Source organism: Salegentibacter haimaensis, from assembly GCF_054121495.1.
On the sequence record NZ_JBSYGH010000004.1, the window covers coordinates 130766 to 151660 of the forward strand.

Below are 20895 nucleotides of genomic sequence, written 5' to 3' on the forward strand. Positions count from 1 at the left end.
AAAGATTAAAATTATGAAAAGAAGTATGAAGTTGATTGCAAGCATCTTTATGTTTGCCTTGCTATTTTCATCCTGTTCAAATGAGGAGGCTGTACAACTAAATGAGCCAACTCAAAAATCGAGTATTAATTTTGGGGTGATGCTTAACGATCTAATGAATAGGTCTATGAATAAGCAAGCCATTGAAGAAATACCTGGATGTTCAGATACAGACCCGGCTTATGTTTGGGTAGCTTTACAAGATGCCGATGATAACTGGGTGGGCGGATTTAATGGTGATGAAGATCAATTTATAGAAGTTCCGGTTGCAGGTTTTGGGCCCTATGGAGAAAATGGAGAAGATGCCTGGTTCACCGACGAATCATCTGAACTTGAGTTAGAACCTGGAATGTATACCCTCGAATATTTCTGGGTTTTTGACTCCGACGATAACCTTATTTGGGTGACACCCCGAAGCGGTAGCGAACTTGCAAATTTTGTAGATACAGCATTACCTTTATCGATAAATCTAGGTGCTGGGGTTAAAAAATACGTAGATGTAGAGGTGCTTTGCTTCGATGACCGCATTGTAAATGAATACGGTTATCTTTTCTTCGATATCATTGGGGTGGAAGCTATCACCTTCTGTGTATTTGGTAATTTCTGCGATGAAAAAGGAAGACATTTCCCAGCCCATTTCAGGCTCGAGATCTGGACTTACAGTGGCGATGAAAATAACCCTAAAGGTTCGCCTTTATTTAATTCAGAAGATCCTTATATCAATGAAGTGGGAACTAATAATGATGGAGATTTATATGCTACACCTTTGTGCATTCCTCTACCAGACAGAGGGGGTGAAGACTGGTATTATGCCGAAATCTATTTGCTCGATTGGGGTAATGCCAATGATGCCGGTGAGTTAATTAGAAGCGGAGTCTTTAGTGATGAAGCCGTTAGAAACCTGTACAACGATGACGATACAAATGAGTACTATCACTTTAGAGAAGATTGTACCGGAGAAGACAGTCCTAATATTTTTGATGAAGTTCCCGGTAACGGAGGCGGCAATGGTGGCGATTGTAACCAGAACGATCCAGATGCCGATTGTGACAACGATGGGGTTAGAAACGAAATAGACGAATGTCCCGATACCGATCCCGGCGTGTTGGTAAATGAAAGGGGCTGTGAAAGTATACAGGTACCTGGTCGTGACATAGTGGTGTTTAACGATGTAAACATTTTTGATAATGGTGCTATGAGTGACCCAGATAATGTTCGGCTGGTCCAAAATCTGGTGAATTTCACAACTACGGGTAGTAGGAATAATGGAACAGTAGTGATGATGGATCGTGGAAAAGGGGCACAGTGTTTAAATGATGGTGCCTGTGGAAATTCCCAATGGAATACCTTTAGGCAAACTATGATTGATGAAGGTTTTAGCATTGAAGATGTTCAAACTCCTGAAGGAGGTTTGACAAGCATTGCTTCTAATGTTAAAATTATTTATCTCGTAGGCCCGGTAATAAATTATACCCTAACTGAAATAAATACTTTGAAACAATTTGCTGCTGAAGGAGGTAGAATAATATTTGTTGGCGAACATGCCAGTTATTACAACGGCATAAGTGTTGAAAATCAATTCCTGCTAAATATGGGAGCAGTCCTCCACAACACAGGAGGTGCCATTGATTGTGGTTATACCACCATTCCTGAAAGTTCCAATCGTGAACACCCCATTATGGAGGGAGTTGGCGATTTAACCATAGCTTGTGCTTCTGTAATCGAACCGGGCCCTGAAGATTTCCCCCTATTTTATGATACCACCAATACCTATGTATTAGCTGGTGTTGCTAAAATCGATACGAATCCAATTTCAGAGTTTGTTTCGCAGAATTTTAGTGCAAAACGACAGGTGATTTCAGAAAAAATCCAAAATAAAAATTCTAGTACAGGTTATTAGAGTTTAGGATGTGTTGTTTTCTAAAAAGCTGCCTTCGGGTGGCTTTTTTCTTTTCTCAAAATATTTGATAGAACTGAGTTTTTTCTTTAGGTTTATTGGCTTCTTGAATTATATGAATATAGACCTACTTGTTATGAAAAGAATTTCTCCCGTAATTTTATGCTTACTGTTTATGTTTCAGGGCATTCAGCCCATTTTGGCCCAAAGCGGTCGAATCCCGGTGCGAGCCGAGAATGGAATGGTGGTAAGCAGTCATTATCTCGCTTCAGAAATTGGCACCGAAATCCTTAAAAAAGGAGGCAACGCGGTAGATGCCAGCGTAGCCACTGCTTTTGCCCTGGCGGTTACCTTGCCTTCAGCAGGAAATATCGGTGGCGGCGGATTTCTACTCTACCACGGCGATGACGGGCACCAAACCAGCTTCAACTTCAGGGAGAAAGCTCCCCTGGCGGCAAGCCGGGATATGTTTTTAGATGAAAATGGAAAAATAAAAAATAACTCCAATCACGAAGGGCCGCTTTCTGTAGGAGTTCCGGGAACCGTAGCCGGGCTTTATATGGCCCACCAAAAGATGGGGAAACTTCCCTGGAAAGATTTGCTGCAACCCGCCATTAATCTGGCTGAAAATGGAATTCCCACAACCTATCGCAATCATTCATTTTTAACCTGGGTAGAAGAAAATAAAAATGAGCCGCTATACCAGGCTACGGCAGCTGCTTTTTTAAAAAATGGGACCGAGGTATTTAAACCCGGAGAAACCTGGAAACAACCCGATCTTGCCGAAAGCCTTAAAAGAATAAGAGATAAGGGTGCCGATGGATTCTATAAGGGAAAAACCGCGCAGTTATTTGCTGATTTTATGCAAAAACACGGTGGGCTTATCACACTCGAAGATCTCGCAAAATATGAAGCTGAAGAATTGAAACCGGTTAAATCTACCTATAGAGATTACGATATCGTGGCGATGCCCCCGCCGAGCTCTGGTGGGGTTACCTTAATAAATATGCTTAATATCGTTGAGGCTTATAACCTGGGGGAACTTGGCCATAATTCGGCGGCTTCGCTGCACATACTCACAGAGGCTATGCGCAGGGCCTATGCCAACAGGGCTCAACATCTGGGAGACCCTAATTTCAATCCCAAAATGCCCTTAGATGAAATTATGTCTAAAGATCATGCCGCGGCACTAAGGGAAAATATAAATATGAACAAAGCCTCTAAAAGTGATTCATCCAAATTTGTGAATGCACATTTGAAGTATGAATCTCCCGAAACTACTCATATTTCGGTGGTTGATAAGGAAGGCAATGCAGTATCTTTAACTTATACCCTGGAGCATAGTTATGGGTCAAAAATAACTGTTGAGGGTGCCGGATTTTTGCTAAACAATGAAATGGGAGATTTCAACCCGATTCCCGGTCGAACCGATTCCCGAGGCCTGGTAGGTACCGATCCCAATCTTGTGGCTCCGGGAAAAAGAATGCTTTCCAGTATGACTCCTACTATTGTGGCAAAAAACGGGAAACCGCTTTTGGTTATAGGAAGCCCAGGTGGAAGAACCATCATTAATACCGTATTCCAGGTGATTTTAAATGTCCTGGATTATAATATGAATGTAGCCAGAGCAGTTGAAGCACCGCGTATTCATCACCAATGGCTACCCGACTTCACCCGTTTTGAGCGCTACGGAATATCTCCCGATACGCGTAAACTGTATGAGGAGAAAGGACATACGGTAAGGCTGTATGAAAACCAGGGGCAGGCGATGGGAATTTATCTTGACCACGAACAAGGTCTGCTATTTGGAGCTGCCGATACCCGTAGCTATGACTCCCGTGCAGTTGGCTTCTAAAGCTTGTAAATACGAAGAAAGCGTCGCTTAACTTTATAATAATATTAAAACTATTCGTAGCTTTTTGTTTTATCTTAGGTGAGAAAGACTAATCAACTTAAAAAAACAATGCTATGAGTAAACCAAATGTTGCTATACTATTCTATAGTGCTACAGGAACCAATTATCAACTGGCTCAGTGGGCCGGGGAGGCCGCCAAAAACGCAGGCGCCGGGGAAGTTAGAGTAAAAAAAGTAAAGGAGGTAGCCCCTCAGGAAGCTATCAACCAGAATGAAGCCTGGAAAAAACACGTGGAAGCTACCAAAGATTTTCCCGAGGCCAGTCTTGATGATTTAGAGTGGGCCGATGTGATAATTTTCAGTACCCCAACAAGATATGGGAATCTACCTTCGCAACTACAGTCTTTTATCGATACGACCGGCGGATTATGGTCACAGGGTAAATTGGCAAATAAAGTAGTAAGCGGAATGACCAGCGCGGCTAACCCCCACGGCGGTCAGGAAACTACCCTTATGTCTTTATATAAAACAATGATGCATTGGGGAGCTATTATTGTAGCGCCTGGATATACAGATCAATGCTTATTCGAGGCTGGAGGAAACCCTTATGGCACGAGCGTAACAGCGGGTGACAAGGATCCCGGAGAAAAAATTAAAAAAGCGGTAGAGCAGCAGGTAAAACGAACAATCGAAATTGGGGCTAAATTATCGTCCTAAGGATCATTAACTTATAAACGGCCCAGGTAGGGCCGTTTATTTTTTTGTGTTTTTTGAAATGATTTGAAGGAACTGAGGTAATTTTAGCTTAAACTTTAGTAATTATGTGAAATTCGTAAAAAACCTCCGGGATTTGAAATTGCTGGGTTTTGTTTTCATCTTTGTAAGTCTTCAAATCCTACACAAATGAAATTTAGAATTTTCCTTTTCCTTTTTTGTCTTTCCGTTTCAGGTTATAGCCAGGAGGCTTTAATCGAAAACATCCTAAACGAGCCTGATAGTTTTTATTATCTCAATACTGAAGAGTATCCCATTCAGGATAAATCCTTACCTATTGGGGTTTTCGATTCAGGCATTGGGGGATTAACCGTGTTAGATGCCATTGTGAATTTTGATGAATTTAATAATGAATCTGGAGCACAGCAAAGTGATGGGAAAATCGATTTTAAAAGAGAAAGTTTCATCTACCTGGCAGATCAGGCCAATATGCCTTACGGGAATTATTCCGCAGAAGATAAAGATGAGCTTCTGCGTGAGCACATTATAAAAGATGTTCAGTTTGTTTTAGGTAGAAATTATTATAAATCGGCCGATGCCGAAAATCCCGAAACCAATAAGTCTCCGGTTAAAGCCCTGGTGATTGCCTGTAACACCGCTACAGCTTACGGAAAGGAAAATATTGAGGCTTTTCTCAAACAAGCCGGATTGGATCTAAAAGTTATTGGAGTGATAGATGCAGGCGTTCGCGGCGCTCTTGAAAAGCTGAAATTAGAGGAAGATGCCACCATAGCGGTGATGGCCACCGCCGGTACGGTTTCGTCAAAAGGTTATGTAAATACCCTGCATCAACAAAAGGAGCTTTTGGGCTATACCGGGAATATTGAGGTTTTTCAGCAGGGAGGAGTGGGAATTGCTGAAGCTGTAGATGAAGATTCCGATTATTTTGATAAACAATTGACGGCTCCAAGGGAAGGCTACAAGGGTCCGGCCCTGGATTCAGAAATTAAGATAGACCAGGCCTTACTGGATATTTATAATTTCGATTATGAAGATTATAAAATGCTTTGTGATGCCAGCACAACCGATGATTGCAATGTGCTTCAAATCAATGATGCCGAAAATTATGTGCGCTATCACCTGGTTTCCCTGCTGGAAAAAATAAGAATAGCTCAGGTAAAACAACCCCTTAAATCGATAATCTTGGGCTGCACGCATTACCCATACCTCACCAAAGAAATCGATTCGGTTTTAGAGGAATTATACAATTACCGCGAAAAAGATGGCAGCTACCGGTATCGGGAATTTATGGCAAAGGAAATAGACTTAATCGATCCTGCCGTGAATACAGCCCGGGAGCTTTATGAATATTTACAATTAAACGAATTATTCAATCCTTCCGGAGAAATTACCGATTCAGAATTCTATATAAGTTTACCTAATCTTTCCAATCCCAATGTTCAGTTGAATGAGAAAGGAGATTTCCCTTATGCCTACAAATACGGGCGAAACGCGGGAGAAATTCAGGAATATGTAAAAGTGGTTCCTTTTAGTCGAAAAAGTATTTCTAATGATATTTTAGATCGCCTTGAAACACAATTGCCTTTTACCTTTGAGCTTATTCAGAAATTTAATGCTGTAAATTCCAAAACTCAATTCTTAGAAGAGGATGATAAAATCTAAAAAAATACTCTTACTGTTTCTGATCTTCACCTGCTTCGGAATCTTTCAGAATCTTTGGAGTCAGGATGCAGACTATGATTTACTTATCGATAATGCCCAAATCTTAGATGGAAGCGGTGCGAAAGCCTTTGCCGGAAGAATTTATATCAGGGATGGCAAAATTGCGAAAATAGAGCAAGGTTTTTCTGAAGTACATTCAGCCACAAAACGAATCGATGCCAGTAACCGCCTGGTAAGCCCCGGCTTTATCGATACCCACGCTCACGGAAATCCGGAGGAAACTCCAAATTTTGAAAATTTCCTGGCGATGGGAGTGACCAGTATTTTCTTGGGTCAGGATGGGTATAATGCAGGAGGCACAGATTTTCAGGTTGAATTCCAAAAACTAAAAGACCTTAAAACGGGGCCAAATATCGGCTATTTTCTGGGTCACAATAGTTTAAGGCAAAGTTCGGGAGTAAATTATGATTCTATACCTTCTGAAGAGGGTTTGCATCGAATGAAATCTTACTTAGAGGCTGCTTTAAAATCCGGAGCCTTTGGAATGAGCACCGGCCTCGAGTATAATCCCGGAAGTTTTTCTCAGGAAAATGAATTAAAGGAATTAGCCAAAATTGTTGGGAAACATGAAGGCATACTAATGAGTCATATGCGCAATGAAGATGACTCTGAAGTGGAAAATTCGATCAGGGAGTTACTGGCACAGGGTCAATATTGTCCTGTTCATATTTCGCATATCAAATCGGTTTATGGAAAGGGGGAGTCCCGGGCAGAAGAAATTCTAAACCTTTTAGACAGCGCAAGAAACAACGGAATCAAAGTAACCGCCGATTTATATCCCTATAACGCCAGCTATACCGGGATTGCCATAGTTTTTCCCGATTGGGCTAAAAAACCGAATAATTACCAAGAGGTTGTAGTGAACAGGCGGGCAGAACTGGCAGAATTTTTAAGAAATCGAATCACCAAACGCAATGGCCCTGAGGCTACTCTCATTGGCTCAGGAAAATTCGCCGGTAAGAATCTAAAACAAATTGCTTCCGAATTAAATAAAAGTTTCGAAGATGTGCTCATCGACGATATTGGCCCGTATGGAGCCGGAGGTGCTTATTTTATTATGGATGAAGCTTTACAATCCCGACTTGTGCAGCACGAAGCCGTAAATATTTGCAGCGATGGAAGTCCCAGTATGAGACACCCACGGGGCTATGGCAGTTTTTCAAAGGTCCTGGAAGATTATGTGTACGCGCAAAATCTGTTAAGCCTGGAGGAAGCGGTCTTTAAAATGACGGGCTTACCGGCAAAAACTCTTGGATTAAAGAATAGAGGTTTGCTAAAAGAAGGCTACCAGGCCGATCTCTTAATTTTCAACCCAAAAAATGTGAAAGCAAATGCCACTTATGAAGAGCCGCATCTTCTGGCTGAAGGTATCGATCTTGTGCTTGTAAACGGTAAAATAGCCAAAGAGGAAGGGAAGTTTTCTGAAGAATTAAACGGGAGAATTCTTTTAAAAAATCAGTAATCAAATTTTTCGACTTCTATAACTTCCCCGGGTTGCATTTGGTTGAGGTGTTCATTTCCTATCCGCACTCTAACGAGCCTTAAGGTTGGAAATCCTACGGCTGCAGTCATTTTTTTCACCTGCCTGAATTTACCTTCTCTAAGACTTATGCTTACCCAGCTGGTAGGGCCGTGACGTTCATCCCGAATTTTTTTGGCCCGCTCGGGGAAGAGGGGTGGGCTGTTTAATTTTTCAGCTTTACAGGGCAGGCTTTTATGCGTTTCGCCATTAATGCTAATTTCCAGGCCCTCTCTTAATTGTTGCAGGGCAGCTTCAGTAATATCACCATCAACCTGGGCGTAATATTCTTTTTCTACCTGTTTACCGGTAACTTCAGCGCTTGTTTTTCCATCGGTGGTGAGAAACAGAAGTCCTTCAGAATCCTGGTCCAGGCGTCCCACGGCCATAGTTCCTTCAGGAAAGTCAAATAATTCCCCTAGTAATTTTTTCTTTTTCCTGGGGCGCTCGTTGGTGATAAACTGGCTTAAATAGCCGTAAGGTTTGAAAATTTTAAAATAGCGATGGGACATTGCAAGAAGACTGGCTTAGCGTAGAACTAATTTCTGAATCAAATTCTTCCCCAATTCTTCATTGAGCATTTTAATGATCTTTTCCTTACCATAACTCAGTTCTTCCCGCAAAACCGAAGAACTTAATTGCACGTATAAAGTGTCGTTTTGCAATTTTAGACCCGTAGTATATTTTTGGATAGCAGGCCCCATTTCCCGGTTCCAAACTTCCCGAACATTGACCTTATCCAGGCCCTGTTCTAATTTACTGGATGAAACGAAGTCTTTTAAAACATCGCCAATACTCATATTTTCGTTAGTTCTTCTCTTCTTCATAGTCGATCAATGCTTTATATTTTTTATAATGATAAATGAGTCCGTCGCGGTTTAGGATGCTTAGCTCTTCCTCATTGGCTTTTAAAACCGTTTCTTTCCAGGAATCGAAAGCGGTGGTGTAATAAATTCTTAAACTGTCGTCCTCGAGTTTTAGTTTAATTTCTTCGGAATCTTCTGTGCTTAAGTAACTGCCGTCTATCTGAGGTTGTAGCTTTTTTCTGAAGCCTGTACTGTCTTCCTTTATTTCCAAATAGTCGATCGTAGGGTTGTAGGAATAGTCTCTAATACTGTCTTTCCCTACTTCTACGCGGTCTATCTCCCAGTAGCCGGTAAGATGTTTCATTTGCTCAGAAGCATCCTGTTTTTGACAGGAGACCAATAAAACAAGGCTAAAAATGACAAAAATTGATTTTTTCAAAGTTCAAATATTTTATAGGATTGGTTAGTGCTTTTCACGACATCTTCGGTGCGTTTTGCGTGGGTATCGCTAATAAAAATCTGGCCTAACTGCTCGGTGGCAACCAGAGAAACTATATGCGAAACCCTTTGCTCGTCCAGTTTGTCAAAAATATCATCTAAAAGTAGAATGGGATTTACCTGGCTAATTTCTTTTATAAAATCGAATTGCGCCAGTTTTAAGGCTACCAAAAATGATTTTTGCTGGCCCTGAGATCCGAATTTTTTAATGGGATGACCTGCAATTTCGAAATTCAAATCATCCTTATGTACCCCAACGCCGGTGTACTGCAACGCCATATCTTTTTGCAGATTCTCCTGAAGGAGTTTAGCAAGATCATCCTGATAAAGCTGACTTTTATAACTAATATCTACTTCCTCTTTATTTGCGGTGATATCAGCATATCTTCGGTTAAAAATAGGGATGAATTTTTCCAAAAAATCTTTTCGCTTCTCAAAGATCCAGGAACCCAATTGGGCGAGTTGCATATTATAGACCTCAAGGCTGTCCCGGTCAAAACTATGATTGGCGGCGAAAAACTTCAGCAATGAATTTCTTTGCGCCAGAATTTTGCCGTATTGAATAAGCCGGTTGAGGTAAAGATTATCGCTTTGGGAAATCACCCCGTCAATAAATTTTCTACGGGTTTCACTGCCCTCGATGATCAAATCCCTATCGGCCGGGGAGATCATCACCAGCGGAATAAAGCCAATATGATCGCTAAATTTCTCATAGGCTTTATTATTTCTTTTAATGACTTTCTTTTGCCCTCGTTTGGCACTTACCACGATACGCTCGGGTTTTTCATTTTTTTCGAATTCTCCTTCTACTACAAAGAAATCGGCATCGTGATTTATATTCTGAGAAGTTACTGGGTTAAAATAACTTTTCCCGAATGCCAAATGATAGATGCTATCCAAAACATTGGTTTTACCCACTCCGTTTTGACCCACTAAACAATTGATCTTAGCATCAAAGTTAAAGTCGGCCGAATTCAGGTTTTTGTAATGCAATAAATGCAAATGTTTTAAAATCATAAAGGATTGAAAATCAGTAGTGATTTAGAAGATAGCTTAGTTGTGGCGAATGACCCGAAAATATTAAAAAAATACAAATATTTTTCCTTTTAAATTTTAAGAAAAATTTTATTTTTGCCACGCATTAAACCCAATTTATGGCAACTTACAAGAAAAAAGGATATAAACCTTCCAATAAAGAAGAACAGAAGAAACAGGTTGAGGAAGAATCAACAACAGCTGAAGTATTTAATACCCTGGATGAGGGTGCTGGTAGAGCTGAAACCTGGGTTGCCGAAAATCAAAACTATATCTATGCTATCGTTGGAATCGCTGTGATCGTGGTTCTGGGATATCTAGGTTACCAAAGATTTATACAGGAGCCAAAAGAATCTGAAGCTGCCAATGAAATGGCTATGGCCGAAGAATATATGAGCAATGCTATGAATGCCAGCGGTGCACAAAGAGATTCTCTTTATAATTTAGCACTAACCGGTGGAGAAGGAAAATACGGTTTCCTTGATATCATTGAAAATTACGGCGGCACCGATGCTGCCAATCTTGCTAAATACAATGCTGGCTTTGCCTATTTGCATACCGGAAATTACCAGGAAGCCATTAATCATCTTGAAGATTTTAAAAGTAAAGACGAAGTGCTTGCCGCACTTGCTACGGGAGGAATTGGAGATGCATTTCTTCAACTAAATCAGCCTGAAGAAGCATTGGATTACTATGAAGATGCAGCTAAGATGCGTGATAATGAGTTTACCACTCCAAGATTTTTGCTGAAAGCTGCAATTACTGCACTTCAGTTAGATAAGGCTAAAGATGCTGAAAATTTCCTAACCAGAATTCAGGACGAATATCCAAATACTCCTGAAGCAGAGCAGGTAGCAGTGTATCTGGGACAGGCCAGAGCTAAACAATAAATTTATATGGCCACCGAAGGACATAACCTATCAGAATACGATAAAGATAAACTTCCCGAAGCGCAGGATATGCGCTTCGGGATTGTTGTTTCTGAATGGAACGAACAGATTACCGAAGGTCTCTACCAGGGCGCCTACAATTGTCTTATCGAAAACGGGGTGCAGGACGCGCGTATTATTCGCTGGAATGTTCCCGGGAGTTTCGAACTCATCTATGGCTGTAAAAAAATGCAGGATAGCTACGATATGCTAGACGCTATTATTGCTATAGGTAGTGTGATTGAAGGCGAGACCAAACACTTCGATTTTGTTTGCCAGGGGGTAACCCAGGGCATCAAAGATCTGAATGTACAGAGCGAAATTCCTGTTATTTTCTGCGTACTTACCGATCAAAATATGCAACAGGCCATAGACCGCTCTGGTGGGAAACATGGCAACAAAGGAACCGAAGCTGCCATCGCTGCCATAAAAATGGCGCAATTACGCCTGGACTCCCGCCGCTAGGATTTTGATTTAAAACCTTTCAAAATTCAATTTCACCTCATAAGTGCGGTACATTTCTTGTGCTGTTTAATTTCAAACCAGGAACTTCGAATTCTGAAGCATTTTGAGTAAATTTGGAGTGCCATACTAAAGCAGCATATTTTGAAGATCAATTTCTATAAATTAAGAAAAAACACTCGTTATAATTATACCCCACGATACTACAAAGGTAAGGAGGAGGGTAATATTTATGAATTTGACTCAAAATTCAATAAATACAGGGATGCCACTAATTCTATAGATTTTGGATCTCAGTGGGCCAGCGCCCGAAAAGATAGTCGCACCCGTGGAAACAGGGAGATTAACGGTCGGGTTGTTTTAATTATCCTGATTTTAGTCTTCATTTTTCTATGGATCATAGATTTCGATTTATCCATCTTCGCGAATAATCGATAAATGAGTGACATCATACAATTATTACCAGATCACGTAGCTAACCAGATTGCGGCCGGGGAGGTGGTGCAAAGACCGGCTTCGGTAATCAAGGAATTATTGGAAAATTCTATAGATGCCGGTGCCAGCAGTATCCAGGTAGTTATCAAAGATGCCGGGAAAACTCTCATTCAGGTGGCCGATAATGGCAAGGGGATGAGCTTAAGCGATGCCCGGCTGTGTTTTGAGCGCCACGCAACTTCCAAAATTAAATCGGCTGAAGATCTTTTTAGTCTTACCACTAAAGGTTTTAGAGGAGAAGCTTTGGCTTCTATTGCGGCCATTGCTCACGTTGAACTTAGAACCTGCGAAGCCAATGCCGAGGTAGGTACCAGTATCAAGATTGAAGGCAGTGAAGTGGTTTCCCAGGAAGCCTGTGTTTGCGCCAAAGGAACTTCTATAAGCGTTAAAAATCTATTTTATAATATCCCTGCCCGTCGCAATTTCCTGAAGTCTGAAAATGTAGAAACCCGGCATATTATCGATGAGTTTCAAAGAGTAGCCCTGGCACACCCCACGGTGGCTTTTTCTTTATTTCATAATGGAGGCGAACTTTTTCAATTGCCTGAAACTAATTTAAGACAACGCATCACCAATATTTTTGGGGGCAAAACCAATGAAAAACTGGTGCCGGTAAACGAAGACACCGAAATTGTGAAAATTGAAGGTTTTGTCGCAAAACCAGAATTCGCCAAACGCAGCAGGGGAGAGCAGTTCTTTTTTGTAAATAATCGCTTTATAAAGAGCCCCTACCTCAATCACGCTGTTACTGCAGCCTTTGAAGGACTCTTAAAAGAAAAGAATCATCCGGGTTATTTTTTATATCTCAGTGTAGATCCTAAAAGTATCGATATCAATATTCATCCTACCAAGACCGAGATCAAATTTGATGATGAGCACGCTTTATATGCGATTTTAAGGTCGGCTATTAAGCATAGTCTTGGCCAGTTTAATGTTGCCCCGGTACTGGATTTTGAAAGAGATTCGAATCTCGATACCCCCTATGATTATAAAAACAAAGATGCCGAAGTTCCAAAAATCGAAGTAGATCGCAATTTTAATCCTTTTGCTGAAAATACTTCAACCAAAACTTCGCGACCGTCTTATATTCCAAAATCTGAAAAATCATCGGCTTCCTGGGAGAGTTTATATTCAGGAATGCAGAATGAAAACCCGGGGAAAGAAGACTATCGGGAAATCGAGTTTGAAAGCGAGGAGGTGACGGGAAATTTATTTGGAGCCGGCGACCACCAGGCCGAAAAGTCAACCTTTCAGCTTAATAAAAAATATATAGTGAGCACCCTGAAAAGTGGAATTTTGGTTATTGATCAGCACAGGGCGCATCGCAGGATACTCTACGAAGAATTGCTGAAGAATATAACGGTAACGGCCGCGGTAAGCCAGCAGTTGTTATTTCCGCTTATGCTTCAGTTTAGTACTCACGAGATCAATTTGCTTCAGGAAATCAAAGAAAGCCTCGAACAAACCGGATTTGTTTTTGGTAAATTAGCCGAAGATTCCGTAGAAATTACCGGGATACCTACTCTAATCGCCGAAAGTGAAGTAGAAATGTTGCTGGAACAACTCATTAGCGACCTGGAACAGGAGGTGCCCGATAACGGATTTTCACAAAACGATTTGCTGGCCAAATCTATGGCGAAGGGAATGGCGGTGAAATCGGGAATGATTTTGAACAATAGTGAACAACAACATATCGTTAATCGTTTATTTGCCTGTAAAGAACCCGACCTTAGTCCCACCGGGAAGTCGGTTTTTATTACTTTGACCGTAGATGAGCTGGATAAAAAATTTATGTAGATGGGAAGAATTACCGATACTGTAAAGGTATTACTTATTATAAATGTTATTTTCTTTATTGGAAGTCAGTTTCTTGGGAACTTTTCCTATCAATTATTTTCTCTTTGGTATTTTGAAAATGACAATTTTCAATTTTGGCAAATTCTAACCCATATGTTTATGCACGGGGGCTTAATGCACCTGGTATTTAATATGTATGCTCTCTGGGCTTTTGGAAGCCCAATAGAACATATGCTGGGACAAAAGAAATTCCTGTTCTTCTATTTTTCGGCCGGTTTGGGGGCCGCCCTTTTGCACAGTTTGGTTAATTATTATGAGGTTCAAACCGGCATAAATGCCCTGGTAGAAGCAGGGATGAGTATGGGAGCTGTAGAAAATCTATTGCAAACAGGACAATACAATACCGGCATATTAGATAGTATCTCTAAAGAAAGCCTCGAGAGTTTGTATATGAGTTTCAATACCCCGGCTGTGGGTGCTTCGGGAGCTATTTATGGTATTTTAGTGGCATTTGGAATGATGTTTCCAAATGTGGAATTATTCTTACTTTTTGTACCGGTGCCCATTAAAGCGAAATTCTTTATACCTGCATTAATTGCGCTCGATCTGTTTTCTGGCTTCACGGGATATTCTATATTTGGAGGAGGTATAGCGCATTTTGCCCACGTTGGGGGTGCATTTTTTGGATTTATAATGATGTGGTACTGGAAACGTAACCAATTCAATCAAAATCGTTGGGATTAGATGAATACAAACTGGAAATATAAACTTAAAACAGCCACGGTGGTTGAAAAACTTATAGGCATTAATGTGCTTATTTTTGTCTTTTTCTTCGTGTTTCGTACTATGGCGTTTTTATTTCAGTTTCCCGATGATTTTTTGATGCAATGGCTGGTTTTTCCCAAAGATCTCTTTGAGTTTATTCTGAAACCCTGGTCTATAATCACCTATTCATTTTTGCACGGCGGGATATGGCATATCCTGTCTAATATGCTTATCCTCTATTTCTCCGGAATTTATTTTTTGAATTATTTTTCACCAAAAAGACTGCTTAATTATTATTTCCTGGGCATTATCGTGGGTGCTTTGGTTTATATGCTTAGCTATAATCTTTTTCCCGCCTTTGCAAGTACCGGAAGGTCCTATCTTATTGGAGCTTCAGCCGGGGTTATGGCGGTTTTGGTCGGCATAGCCACTCATATTCCCAATATGCGTGTTCGATTGCTTTTATTGGGAAGTATAAAATTCTGGTATATCGCTGCATTCCTGGTGCTTCTTGATGTGATTCAAATCCCAATGGGAAATGCAGGGGGACATTTGGCTCATTTAGGCGGGGCTTTGCTGGGCTATACCTATACCAAACAGCTTCAGAAGGGCAATGATATAGGTAGTTGGTGGGAAAAAATAATGGACTTTTTTGTGGGGCTTTTTCAAACTTCAGAGAAAAAACCTAAAATGAAAACCGTGTACCGCAATGGCAGTAAACCTGCTGCAAAAGCCGCCGCTTCAGTAAAAAGCCGTTTGAGCAAAACCGAAAAGCAGAAGCGCATAGACGATATTCTCGATAAAATAAGCAAAAGCGGTTATGACAGTCTAAGCAAGGAAGAAAAGGATTTTCTTTTTAAAGCCGGAAAGGAAGATTGATGAAGAAGTTAAGCTGGTTAGATAAGATTGTATTCTTTTTCAATTCCCTTGCCGCTGCAGCACTCCTGTTGTCTTATCTGGTAGCATATATCCCGCCTAAGAGCTTTCCCTTAATCTCGGTACTTAGCCTGGGAGTGCCTATTCTACTCATCTTAAACGCCTTTTTTGTGGTGTATTGGCTTCTGCGGCTTAAGCGGCAGATTTTGCTTTCGGCCATAGTATTGCTTATTGGGTATAGTTATATAGGAAGTTTTTACAAATTCACTTCAGAAAAAGCCGATAGAAAAGAAGCCGGGCAACTCTCTATTATGAGCTATAATGTTCGCATGTTTAACGCCTATAAGTGGGTGAAAGACGAAACTATTCCTGAACAAATAGTAGATTTTATAACCGGCCAGGACCCCGACATTCTGTTAACCCAGGAACATTACGTAAATGCTACGAATCTCAAGGAAATTTATCCGCATCATTATGTATATCAGAAACACGAAAACGATGAATTTGGGATGGCTGTTTTTTCTAAATATCCCATCTTAAAGCGGTTTTCGGTAGATTTTCCCCACAATGGTAATAACAATTCAATCTATACCGATATCCTGGTAAATGAAGATACCCTGCGGATTTTTAATGTTCACCTGCAATCGCTTAATATCAAGCCCGAAATTCACGAATTAAGACAGGAGGACGGTAAGAAGCTTTTTGGCCGAATTGGGGGTGGCTTTGCGATGCAGCAGGAGCAGGTAGAACTTATGATGGAAGAAGTTAATAAAAGCCCACATAAGACCCTGGTGATTGGCGATTTTAATAATACCACATTTTCTTACATCTATAAAGAGGTGAATAAAAATGAAAGGTTTAAAGATGCGTTTTTGGAGGCAGGCTCGGGTTTTGGCCAAACCTTTAATTTGAGCTATTTTCCTTTGCGCATCGATTTTATGCTGATAGATCAGGATATCGAGATCGAAAGCTTTAAAAGGTATAAAATCAATCTCTCAGATCATTTCCCAATTATGACCAGGCTTCGGCATTAAAACCCTGGTTTTTTAAATATTCTACTGAATTTGGCCCTTCATTGAAAAGTAAATCTACGATGCTCAAATCGGGTAAAAATCCGTTTTTCTCCTGAAAGACCTGGGTATAAGGCTTGTTCTCAAATTTTGGTTGTCCTTTAAACTTGATCAGATTCCGCAGATCGGTTAGATTTTCCGGAGATATCTGGTATTCTGAAGTTTTCTCGTATTCCAGATCCAGCTGAAGCGCTTCAGAAATAAACTCCAAACTCGCATAATTGAAGTCTATTAAATATTTGAAAGAGGTATGATAAAGCGGGTAAAGCTCATCCTCATAAAACTCAAAAAACGGACTGGTTTGATAGCTGGCTTTTAAGGCACGCCAATGCTGGGTTTGCCAATCGAAATCGCTTTCAATTTGAACCTCCTTATATTTTTGGTGTTTACCCGGCATTTTGGGTTGATTCAAAAGTGAAGATCTATGTTTTATAGGTATGTTTAAAAGCAGTTTCCCGTTAGAATCGTAAATGTACATCCGGTTTCTATAGGTTTGCTTTTGATAATTATCCTCATTTTCAAAAACCAGGCTTTCGGCCTTCAACATCGCTACATACTGGGAGACTGGCCCAAAATAGGCGGGATGCAAAAGTACGCTATCCATATTAAGAGTTTTGGCGGCGTTTTCTAAAGAAGTTGAAAGCGATTATAATCACCACCAAAATCAGAAAATAGGGGAGGTAAGAAACCGGTTCGGCATCGCCTTTAACCGTGGTGAACATTCGGTCCCATCTAATTTTATCCAATCCCTGGGCATTTTGGTCTAAACTAAGCCAAACAAAAACCGGTTTTCCCACAATATGATTAGCGGGTACATAACCCCAGCTTCGGCTGTCTTCACTGTTATGGCGGTTATCTCCCATCATCCAGTAATAATCTTGCTTAAAGGTATAAGAATTAACAGGTTGCCCGTTCAACAGCACCTGGGTGCCGTTTACACTTAGTTTGTTGGAGCGGCCCATTTCGAGGCCTTCGTAAGTTTCGATAATCGCCTTGTAATAAGGCATAGAACGCGCCGTAAGTTCTACAGTTTCTCCTTTCTTCGGAATATAAACCGGTCCGAAATTATCTACATTCCAATTGTTTTTTCCATCATTCGGAAACAGGGAAGCATCCTTTACTCCGGCAGAATCGGCATAGCGTTCTATAGAAGCCACATTGGGGTGATTTCTAAGTCTGCGGTAACCTTCTTCGGTTAAAGCCTGGATCACAAACCTGTTGGTTTGCGGGTCGTAGCCGTAACCATCGGTAATATCAAATTCCTGGTATAAATACCTCGGATTAAAACCTTCCCCTTTCGTATACCCATAATAGGAATACTGGGTTTTTGCCCTTCCCGGCAATTGAAGAGGCTGAGAGTTGATATGAACCTTGCCATCGATAATAGATAGCGAATCTCCCGGCAAACCAACCGCTCTTTTTACATAATTTGATTTTTTGTCGATGGGTTTATCGTAACGCTCCCCCGAACGATCAAAAAATTGTTTTACCGTATCTACCGGCCAGTTAAAAACTACAATTTCATTGCGTTCAATCTCCTGAAAGCCCGGAAGTCTAATGTATGGAATTTGTGGCTTATTCAGGTAAGATTTTACCCCAACTCCTGGAATGGTGTCGTGCACCATAGGAAATGCCACCGCGGTATTGGGAACTCTCGCGCCATAATGGAATTTACTTACAAATAGAAAGTCACCTACCAAAAGCGTTTTCTCCAATGAAGAAGTTGGGATAGTAAATGGTTGCATAATGTAGGCGTGAACAATGGTGGCCGCAATTACTGCAAACAAAATTGAACTTATCCATTCGCCGGCTGCAGTAGGAGGTTTTAAACTTCTGTCTTTAATATAAGCCGCATCGGTGGCATAATTGATATAGAAAATATACAATCCAAAAGTGACCAGCACCAGGATTGTATCGGTAGTGCTGTTTCGGCCGAAACTTCTGATGGTTTCCACCCATATTACCGGGATTATAATCAGGTTCACGATGGGGATAAACATCAAAATAACCCACCACCAGGGCCTGTTGATAATTTTCATTAAAATTACCGCATTATATACAGGAATTGCGGCTTCCCAGGCCTGCCTGCCGGCTCTTTGATAAAGTTTCCAGGTTCCAATAAAATGCACCACTTGCAGTAGCAGGAAAAATATAAACCATTCAGTAAAAGTCATAAACTAAAATTTTTTAAGGCAAGTTTTCAGGCCGGTGTTATTAATTATCAAAGTGTTCGGCTAATACATCGCGCATAGAATACACGCCGGTTTTACCCTGAAGCCATTCGGCAGCGAGCACGGCTCCCTTGGCGAAACCTTCCCGGGAATGTGCGGTATGCATAATTTCGATAGAATCTACCGTAGATTTATAGGAAACGGTGTGGGTTCCCGGAACTTCAGCGATTCTTTTGGCGTAGATTGGAATTTCTCCTTTATCGGCCAGGCCTAATTGCCAGGAAGATTTACGGGGGTTTCTCTCTATGATTTGTTGAGCCAGGCTAATGGCCGTTCCGCTAGGGGAATCGAGTTTTTGAGTATGATGAATTTCTTCAATTTCGATGGCGTATTCTTCAAATTCTTTCATCATTGAAGCAAGCTTTTCATTTAGCGCAAAAAACAGGTTAACTCCAATACTGAAATTTGAAGCATAGATAAATGCTGAATTTTCTTGTTTGCAAATTTTGGTTGCCTCGTCGTAATGATCCAGCCAACCTGTGGTTCCACTCACCACCGGAATTCCATTTTTAAAACAGGTCGTAATATTTTTAAAAGCAGCTTTGGGAACGCTAAAATCTATGGCTACATCGATTTCAAGTTCCTGTAGATCATAATCGTCGATATCTTCGGTTACTTTTAAAACAATTTTGTGTGCTTTTTCTCTAGCTATAGTCTCGATGGTTTTCCCCATCTTGCCGTATCCTAAAAGTGCAATATTCATAATTAAAAACTGTAATTTAGTGACAAGCCATATCGGGTTTTGCCTGAAAATTCATCGAAGTTCATTTTGGGATGAAGACTAAGATCTTCACTCACATTAAATTGCCTGAGGTGCGCATCGATATTCGCATCGATGATATTCAGTATGTAAACCCCTGCTGTTACCAGTAAAGAGATTTCTTTGTTTCTTCGGTAAAAACGCTGAGCTCGAAGCAACCCGTCATTTGTGATTCTCCCATCCAATTCGTTTGGCCTTCCCGCTAAACGATCTTTATAGGCATCTCTAAATCGGTTATATTCCTTGTCGTTATTGATATAAAAATAAATTCCTGTGGCCAAACCACCGTAAGCAATTGGAATTTTCCAGTATTTTTTATTGTAAGCCTGGCCTAATCCTGGCAAAATTGCCGAATAAAATGCGGCTCTGGCCGGGGCCAGGGGGTCGTAAGGCTCGTATTCTTCTTCAGGAACAATTTCTGGCTGTGCGGCTATACTGTCTTGCTGGGCATAAGTTGCCGTAGAGAAAAACAGGATAAAAATCACCAAACAGCTAAATGTTTTATTCACCCTGAATAAGTTTTTTGATGCGTTCAAAATCTTCTTCAGAAGTAAAAGGAATGCTTAGTTTCCCTTTTCCATTCTTTGCTACAGTAACATCTACTTTTGTTCCCAAATAATCTGAAAACTCCCTGATTCCCTGTTTATAAACCTTCGGAATACTTTTGTTCTTTTTCGGGTCTTTAGCCGGTTTGGAGTCCTGATTGATTTCCCTCACCAACTGCTCGGTCTCTCTTACCGATAAAGACTTCTGAAGAATTTTTTCATAAATATCCAGCTGTTTTTGTGGATCATTTACATTGATTAAGGCACGCCCGTGCCCCATACTTAAAAAACCGTCGCGCATCCCTGTTTGGATGATGGGATCTAACTTTAAAAGTCGCAGGTAATTTGCAATGGTGGAGCGGTTTTTTCCCACCCGCTCGCTCAATTGCTCCTGGGTAAGATTTATCTCGTCGATTAAGCGTTGATAGGAAAGAGAAATCTCAATGGGATCGAGATCCTGGCGTTGAATGTTTTCTACCAGGGCCATCTCAAGCGATTCCTGGTCGTTAGCAATCCTTATGTAAGCGGGAATGGTCTCCAGGCCAACCAATTTCGAAGCCCTGAAACGGCGTTCTCCCGAAACCAGTTGGTATTTGTTAAATTCCAGCTTTCTTACAGTAATCGGTTGAATTACCCCCAACTCTCTAATCGAACTGGCCAGTTCTTTTAAGGCATCTTCATTAAAACTGGTTCTGGGCTGAAACGGATTAACTTCAATCGATTCCAACTCCAGTTCCACTATATGTCCAACAAGCTTATCGGCATTAGCATCTTCAGCAGATTTGATATCATTTTTTGGGTCCTTCAGCAAAGCTGAGAGTCCTCTTCCCAAAGCTTGTTTTTTAGTAGCTTTCGCCATT

Annotated in this window: 21 protein-coding genes; 12 read left to right on the forward strand and 9 right to left on the reverse strand. The window is 40.9% G+C overall.

What is annotated here, in order from left to right; genetic code table 11:
- Positions 1–13 precede the first annotated feature (13 nt).
- The 5 genes from ACW6QP_RS06005 to ACW6QP_RS06025 all read left to right on the forward strand — a co-directional run bounded on the left by ACW6QP_RS06005 (position 14) and on the right by ACW6QP_RS06025 (position 7709).
- Complete coding sequence (locus ACW6QP_RS06005) at positions 14–1939, forward strand: hypothetical protein (RefSeq protein ID WP_457909953.1); 1926 nt, start codon at positions 14–16, stop codon at positions 1937–1939.
- A gap of 133 nt (positions 1940–2072) precedes the next feature.
- Positions 2073–3791, forward strand: coding sequence for a gamma-glutamyltransferase (ggt, locus tag ACW6QP_RS06010; RefSeq protein WP_457909954.1), 1719 nt, complete (start codon positions 2073–2075; stop codon positions 3789–3791).
- A 113-nt stretch (positions 3792–3904) separates the two neighbouring features.
- The gene (wrbA, locus tag ACW6QP_RS06015) at positions 3905–4507 is read left to right on the forward strand and encodes an NAD(P)H:quinone oxidoreductase (RefSeq protein ID WP_457909955.1); all 603 of its coding nucleotides are present in this window, start codon (positions 3905–3907) and stop codon (positions 4505–4507) included.
- A 186-nt stretch (positions 4508–4693) separates the two neighbouring features.
- Complete coding sequence (locus tag ACW6QP_RS06020) at positions 4694–6187, forward strand: glutamate racemase (protein WP_457909956.1); 1494 nt, start codon at positions 4694–4696, stop codon at positions 6185–6187.
- Positions 6174–7709, forward strand: coding sequence for an N-acyl-D-amino-acid deacylase family protein (locus tag ACW6QP_RS06025; protein WP_457909957.1), 1536 nt, complete (start codon positions 6174–6176; stop codon positions 7707–7709). The genes ACW6QP_RS06020 and ACW6QP_RS06025 overlap by 14 nt, the downstream gene beginning before the upstream one ends.
- On the opposite strand, the gene ACW6QP_RS06030 is transcribed toward ACW6QP_RS06025, so the two are convergent.
- From ACW6QP_RS06030 to recF, 4 genes are read right to left on the reverse strand one after another with little or no spacing between them, the layout of a single operon-like run.
- On the reverse strand, positions 7703–8278 hold the full coding sequence (locus ACW6QP_RS06030) for a pseudouridine synthase (RefSeq protein ID WP_457909958.1): 576 nt from the start codon (positions 8276–8278) through the stop codon (positions 7703–7705). The two genes, ACW6QP_RS06025 and ACW6QP_RS06030, sit on opposite strands and share 7 nt — an antisense overlap.
- A 15-nt stretch (positions 8279–8293) precedes the next feature.
- A complete protein-coding gene (locus tag ACW6QP_RS06035; RefSeq protein WP_457909959.1) occupies positions 8294–8593 on the reverse strand; it encodes a DUF721 domain-containing protein in 300 nt (99 codons plus the stop codon).
- Positions 8574–9011 (reverse strand): lipocalin family protein, encoded by a 438-nt coding sequence (locus ACW6QP_RS06040; protein WP_457909960.1) that lies wholly within the window; start codon positions 9009–9011, stop codon positions 8574–8576. The genes ACW6QP_RS06035 and ACW6QP_RS06040 overlap by 20 nt, the downstream gene beginning before the upstream one ends.
- Positions 9008–10087 carry a DNA replication/repair protein RecF gene (gene recF / locus ACW6QP_RS06045; protein WP_457909961.1) on the reverse strand — a complete coding sequence of 360 codons (1080 nt, stop codon included), beginning with the start codon at positions 10085–10087 and terminating at the stop codon, positions 9008–9010. Before recF ends, ACW6QP_RS06040 begins: the two co-directional genes overlap by 4 nt.
- A 137-nt stretch (positions 10088–10224) precedes the next feature.
- Here recF and ACW6QP_RS06050 point away from each other — a divergent pair, with 137 nt between their 5' ends.
- From ACW6QP_RS06050 to ACW6QP_RS06080, 7 genes are all read left to right on the forward strand, one after another.
- Complete coding sequence (locus tag ACW6QP_RS06050) at positions 10225–10995, forward strand: tetratricopeptide repeat protein (RefSeq protein ID WP_457909962.1); 771 nt, start codon at positions 10225–10227, stop codon at positions 10993–10995.
- A 6-nt stretch (positions 10996–11001) separates the two neighbouring features.
- Entirely contained in the window at positions 11002–11499 is a 498-nt protein-coding gene (ribH, locus tag ACW6QP_RS06055) for a 6,7-dimethyl-8-ribityllumazine synthase (RefSeq protein ID WP_457909963.1), read from the forward strand.
- Between the two features lie 141 nt (positions 11500–11640).
- Positions 11641–11934, forward strand: a complete 294-nt coding sequence (locus ACW6QP_RS06060) for a hypothetical protein (protein ID WP_457909964.1) — start codon at positions 11641–11643, stop codon at positions 11932–11934.
- Complete coding sequence (gene mutL / locus ACW6QP_RS06065) at positions 11935–13788, forward strand: DNA mismatch repair endonuclease MutL (protein ID WP_457909965.1); 1854 nt, start codon at positions 11935–11937, stop codon at positions 13786–13788.
- Positions 13789–14532, forward strand: coding sequence for a rhomboid family intramembrane serine protease (locus tag ACW6QP_RS06070; RefSeq protein WP_457909966.1), 744 nt, complete (start codon positions 13789–13791; stop codon positions 14530–14532). It abuts the gene before it with no gap.
- Positions 14533–15432 carry a rhomboid family intramembrane serine protease gene (locus tag ACW6QP_RS06075; RefSeq protein ID WP_457909967.1) on the forward strand — a complete coding sequence of 300 codons (900 nt, stop codon included), beginning with the start codon at positions 14533–14535 and terminating at the stop codon, positions 15430–15432.
- Positions 15432–16463, forward strand: a complete 1032-nt coding sequence (locus ACW6QP_RS06080) for an endonuclease/exonuclease/phosphatase family protein (protein ID WP_457909968.1) — start codon at positions 15432–15434, stop codon at positions 16461–16463. Before ACW6QP_RS06075 ends, ACW6QP_RS06080 begins: the two co-directional genes overlap by 1 nt.
- Here ACW6QP_RS06080 and ACW6QP_RS06085 read toward each other — a convergent pair.
- From ACW6QP_RS06085 to ACW6QP_RS06105, 5 genes are read right to left on the reverse strand one after another with little or no spacing between them, the layout of a single operon-like run.
- Complete coding sequence (locus ACW6QP_RS06085; protein ID WP_457909969.1) at positions 16441–17103, reverse strand: WbqC family protein; 663 nt, start codon at positions 17101–17103, stop codon at positions 16441–16443. The two genes, ACW6QP_RS06080 and ACW6QP_RS06085, sit on opposite strands and share 23 nt — an antisense overlap.
- A gap of 1 nt (position 17104) precedes the next feature.
- Positions 17105–18673 carry a signal peptidase I gene (lepB, locus tag ACW6QP_RS06090; protein ID WP_457909970.1) on the reverse strand — a complete coding sequence of 523 codons (1569 nt, stop codon included), beginning with the start codon at positions 18671–18673 and terminating at the stop codon, positions 17105–17107.
- 40 nt (positions 18674–18713) lie between these two features.
- Positions 18714–19433: a 4-hydroxy-tetrahydrodipicolinate reductase gene (gene dapB, locus ACW6QP_RS06095; RefSeq protein WP_457909971.1), complete on the reverse strand. Its 720-nt coding sequence runs from the start codon at positions 19431–19433 to the stop codon at positions 18714–18716.
- A gap of 2 nt (positions 19434–19435) precedes the next feature.
- Positions 19436–19999 (reverse strand): DUF5683 domain-containing protein, encoded by a 564-nt coding sequence (locus ACW6QP_RS06100; RefSeq protein ID WP_457909972.1) that lies wholly within the window; start codon positions 19997–19999, stop codon positions 19436–19438.
- Positions 19992–20894: a ParB/RepB/Spo0J family partition protein gene (locus tag ACW6QP_RS06105; RefSeq protein ID WP_457909973.1), complete on the reverse strand. Its 903-nt coding sequence runs from the start codon at positions 20892–20894 to the stop codon at positions 19992–19994. Before ACW6QP_RS06105 ends, ACW6QP_RS06100 begins: the two co-directional genes overlap by 8 nt.
- Between the last annotated feature and the right edge of the window lies 1 nt (position 20895).

Excerpts from the sequence above, each read along its gene's own strand:
- ACW6QP_RS06005 (WP_457909953.1), top strand. The coding sequence starts at position 14 with ATGAAAAGAAGTATGAAGTTGATTGCAAGCATCTTTATGTTTGCCTTG.
- ggt (WP_457909954.1), top strand. The coding sequence starts at position 2,073 with ATGAAAAGAATTTCTCCCGTAATTTTATGCTTACTGTTTATGTTTCAG.
- wrbA (WP_457909955.1), top strand. The coding sequence starts at position 3,905 with ATGAGTAAACCAAATGTTGCTATACTATTCTATAGTGCTACAGGAACC.
- ACW6QP_RS06020 (WP_457909956.1), top strand. The coding sequence starts at position 4,694 with ATGAAATTTAGAATTTTCCTTTTCCTTTTTTGTCTTTCCGTTTCAGGT.
- ACW6QP_RS06025 (WP_457909957.1), top strand. The coding sequence starts at position 6,174 with ATGATAAAATCTAAAAAAATACTCTTACTGTTTCTGATCTTCACCTGC.
- ACW6QP_RS06030 (WP_457909958.1), bottom strand. The coding sequence starts at position 8,278 with ATGTCCCATCGCTATTTTAAAATTTTCAAACCTTACGGCTATTTAAGC.
- ACW6QP_RS06035 (WP_457909959.1), bottom strand. The coding sequence starts at position 8,593 with ATGAAGAAGAGAAGAACTAACGAAAATATGAGTATTGGCGATGTTTTA.
- recF (WP_457909961.1), bottom strand. The coding sequence starts at position 10,087 with ATGATTTTAAAACATTTGCATTTATTGCATTACAAAAACCTGAATTCG.
- ACW6QP_RS06050 (WP_457909962.1), top strand. The coding sequence starts at position 10,225 with ATGGCAACTTACAAGAAAAAAGGATATAAACCTTCCAATAAAGAAGAA.
- ribH (WP_457909963.1), top strand. The coding sequence starts at position 11,002 with ATGGCCACCGAAGGACATAACCTATCAGAATACGATAAAGATAAACTT.
- mutL (WP_457909965.1), top strand. The coding sequence starts at position 11,935 with ATGAGTGACATCATACAATTATTACCAGATCACGTAGCTAACCAGATT.
- ACW6QP_RS06070 (WP_457909966.1), top strand. The coding sequence starts at position 13,789 with ATGGGAAGAATTACCGATACTGTAAAGGTATTACTTATTATAAATGTT.
- ACW6QP_RS06075 (WP_457909967.1), top strand. The coding sequence starts at position 14,533 with ATGAATACAAACTGGAAATATAAACTTAAAACAGCCACGGTGGTTGAA.
- ACW6QP_RS06080 (WP_457909968.1), top strand. The coding sequence starts at position 15,432 with ATGAAGAAGTTAAGCTGGTTAGATAAGATTGTATTCTTTTTCAATTCC.
- ACW6QP_RS06085 (WP_457909969.1), bottom strand. The coding sequence starts at position 17,103 with ATGGATAGCGTACTTTTGCATCCCGCCTATTTTGGGCCAGTCTCCCAG.
- lepB (WP_457909970.1), bottom strand. The coding sequence starts at position 18,673 with ATGACTTTTACTGAATGGTTTATATTTTTCCTGCTACTGCAAGTGGTG.
- dapB (WP_457909971.1), bottom strand. The coding sequence starts at position 19,433 with ATGAATATTGCACTTTTAGGATACGGCAAGATGGGGAAAACCATCGAG.
- ACW6QP_RS06105 (WP_457909973.1), bottom strand. The coding sequence starts at position 20,894 with ATGGCGAAAGCTACTAAAAAACAAGCTTTGGGAAGAGGACTCTCAGCT.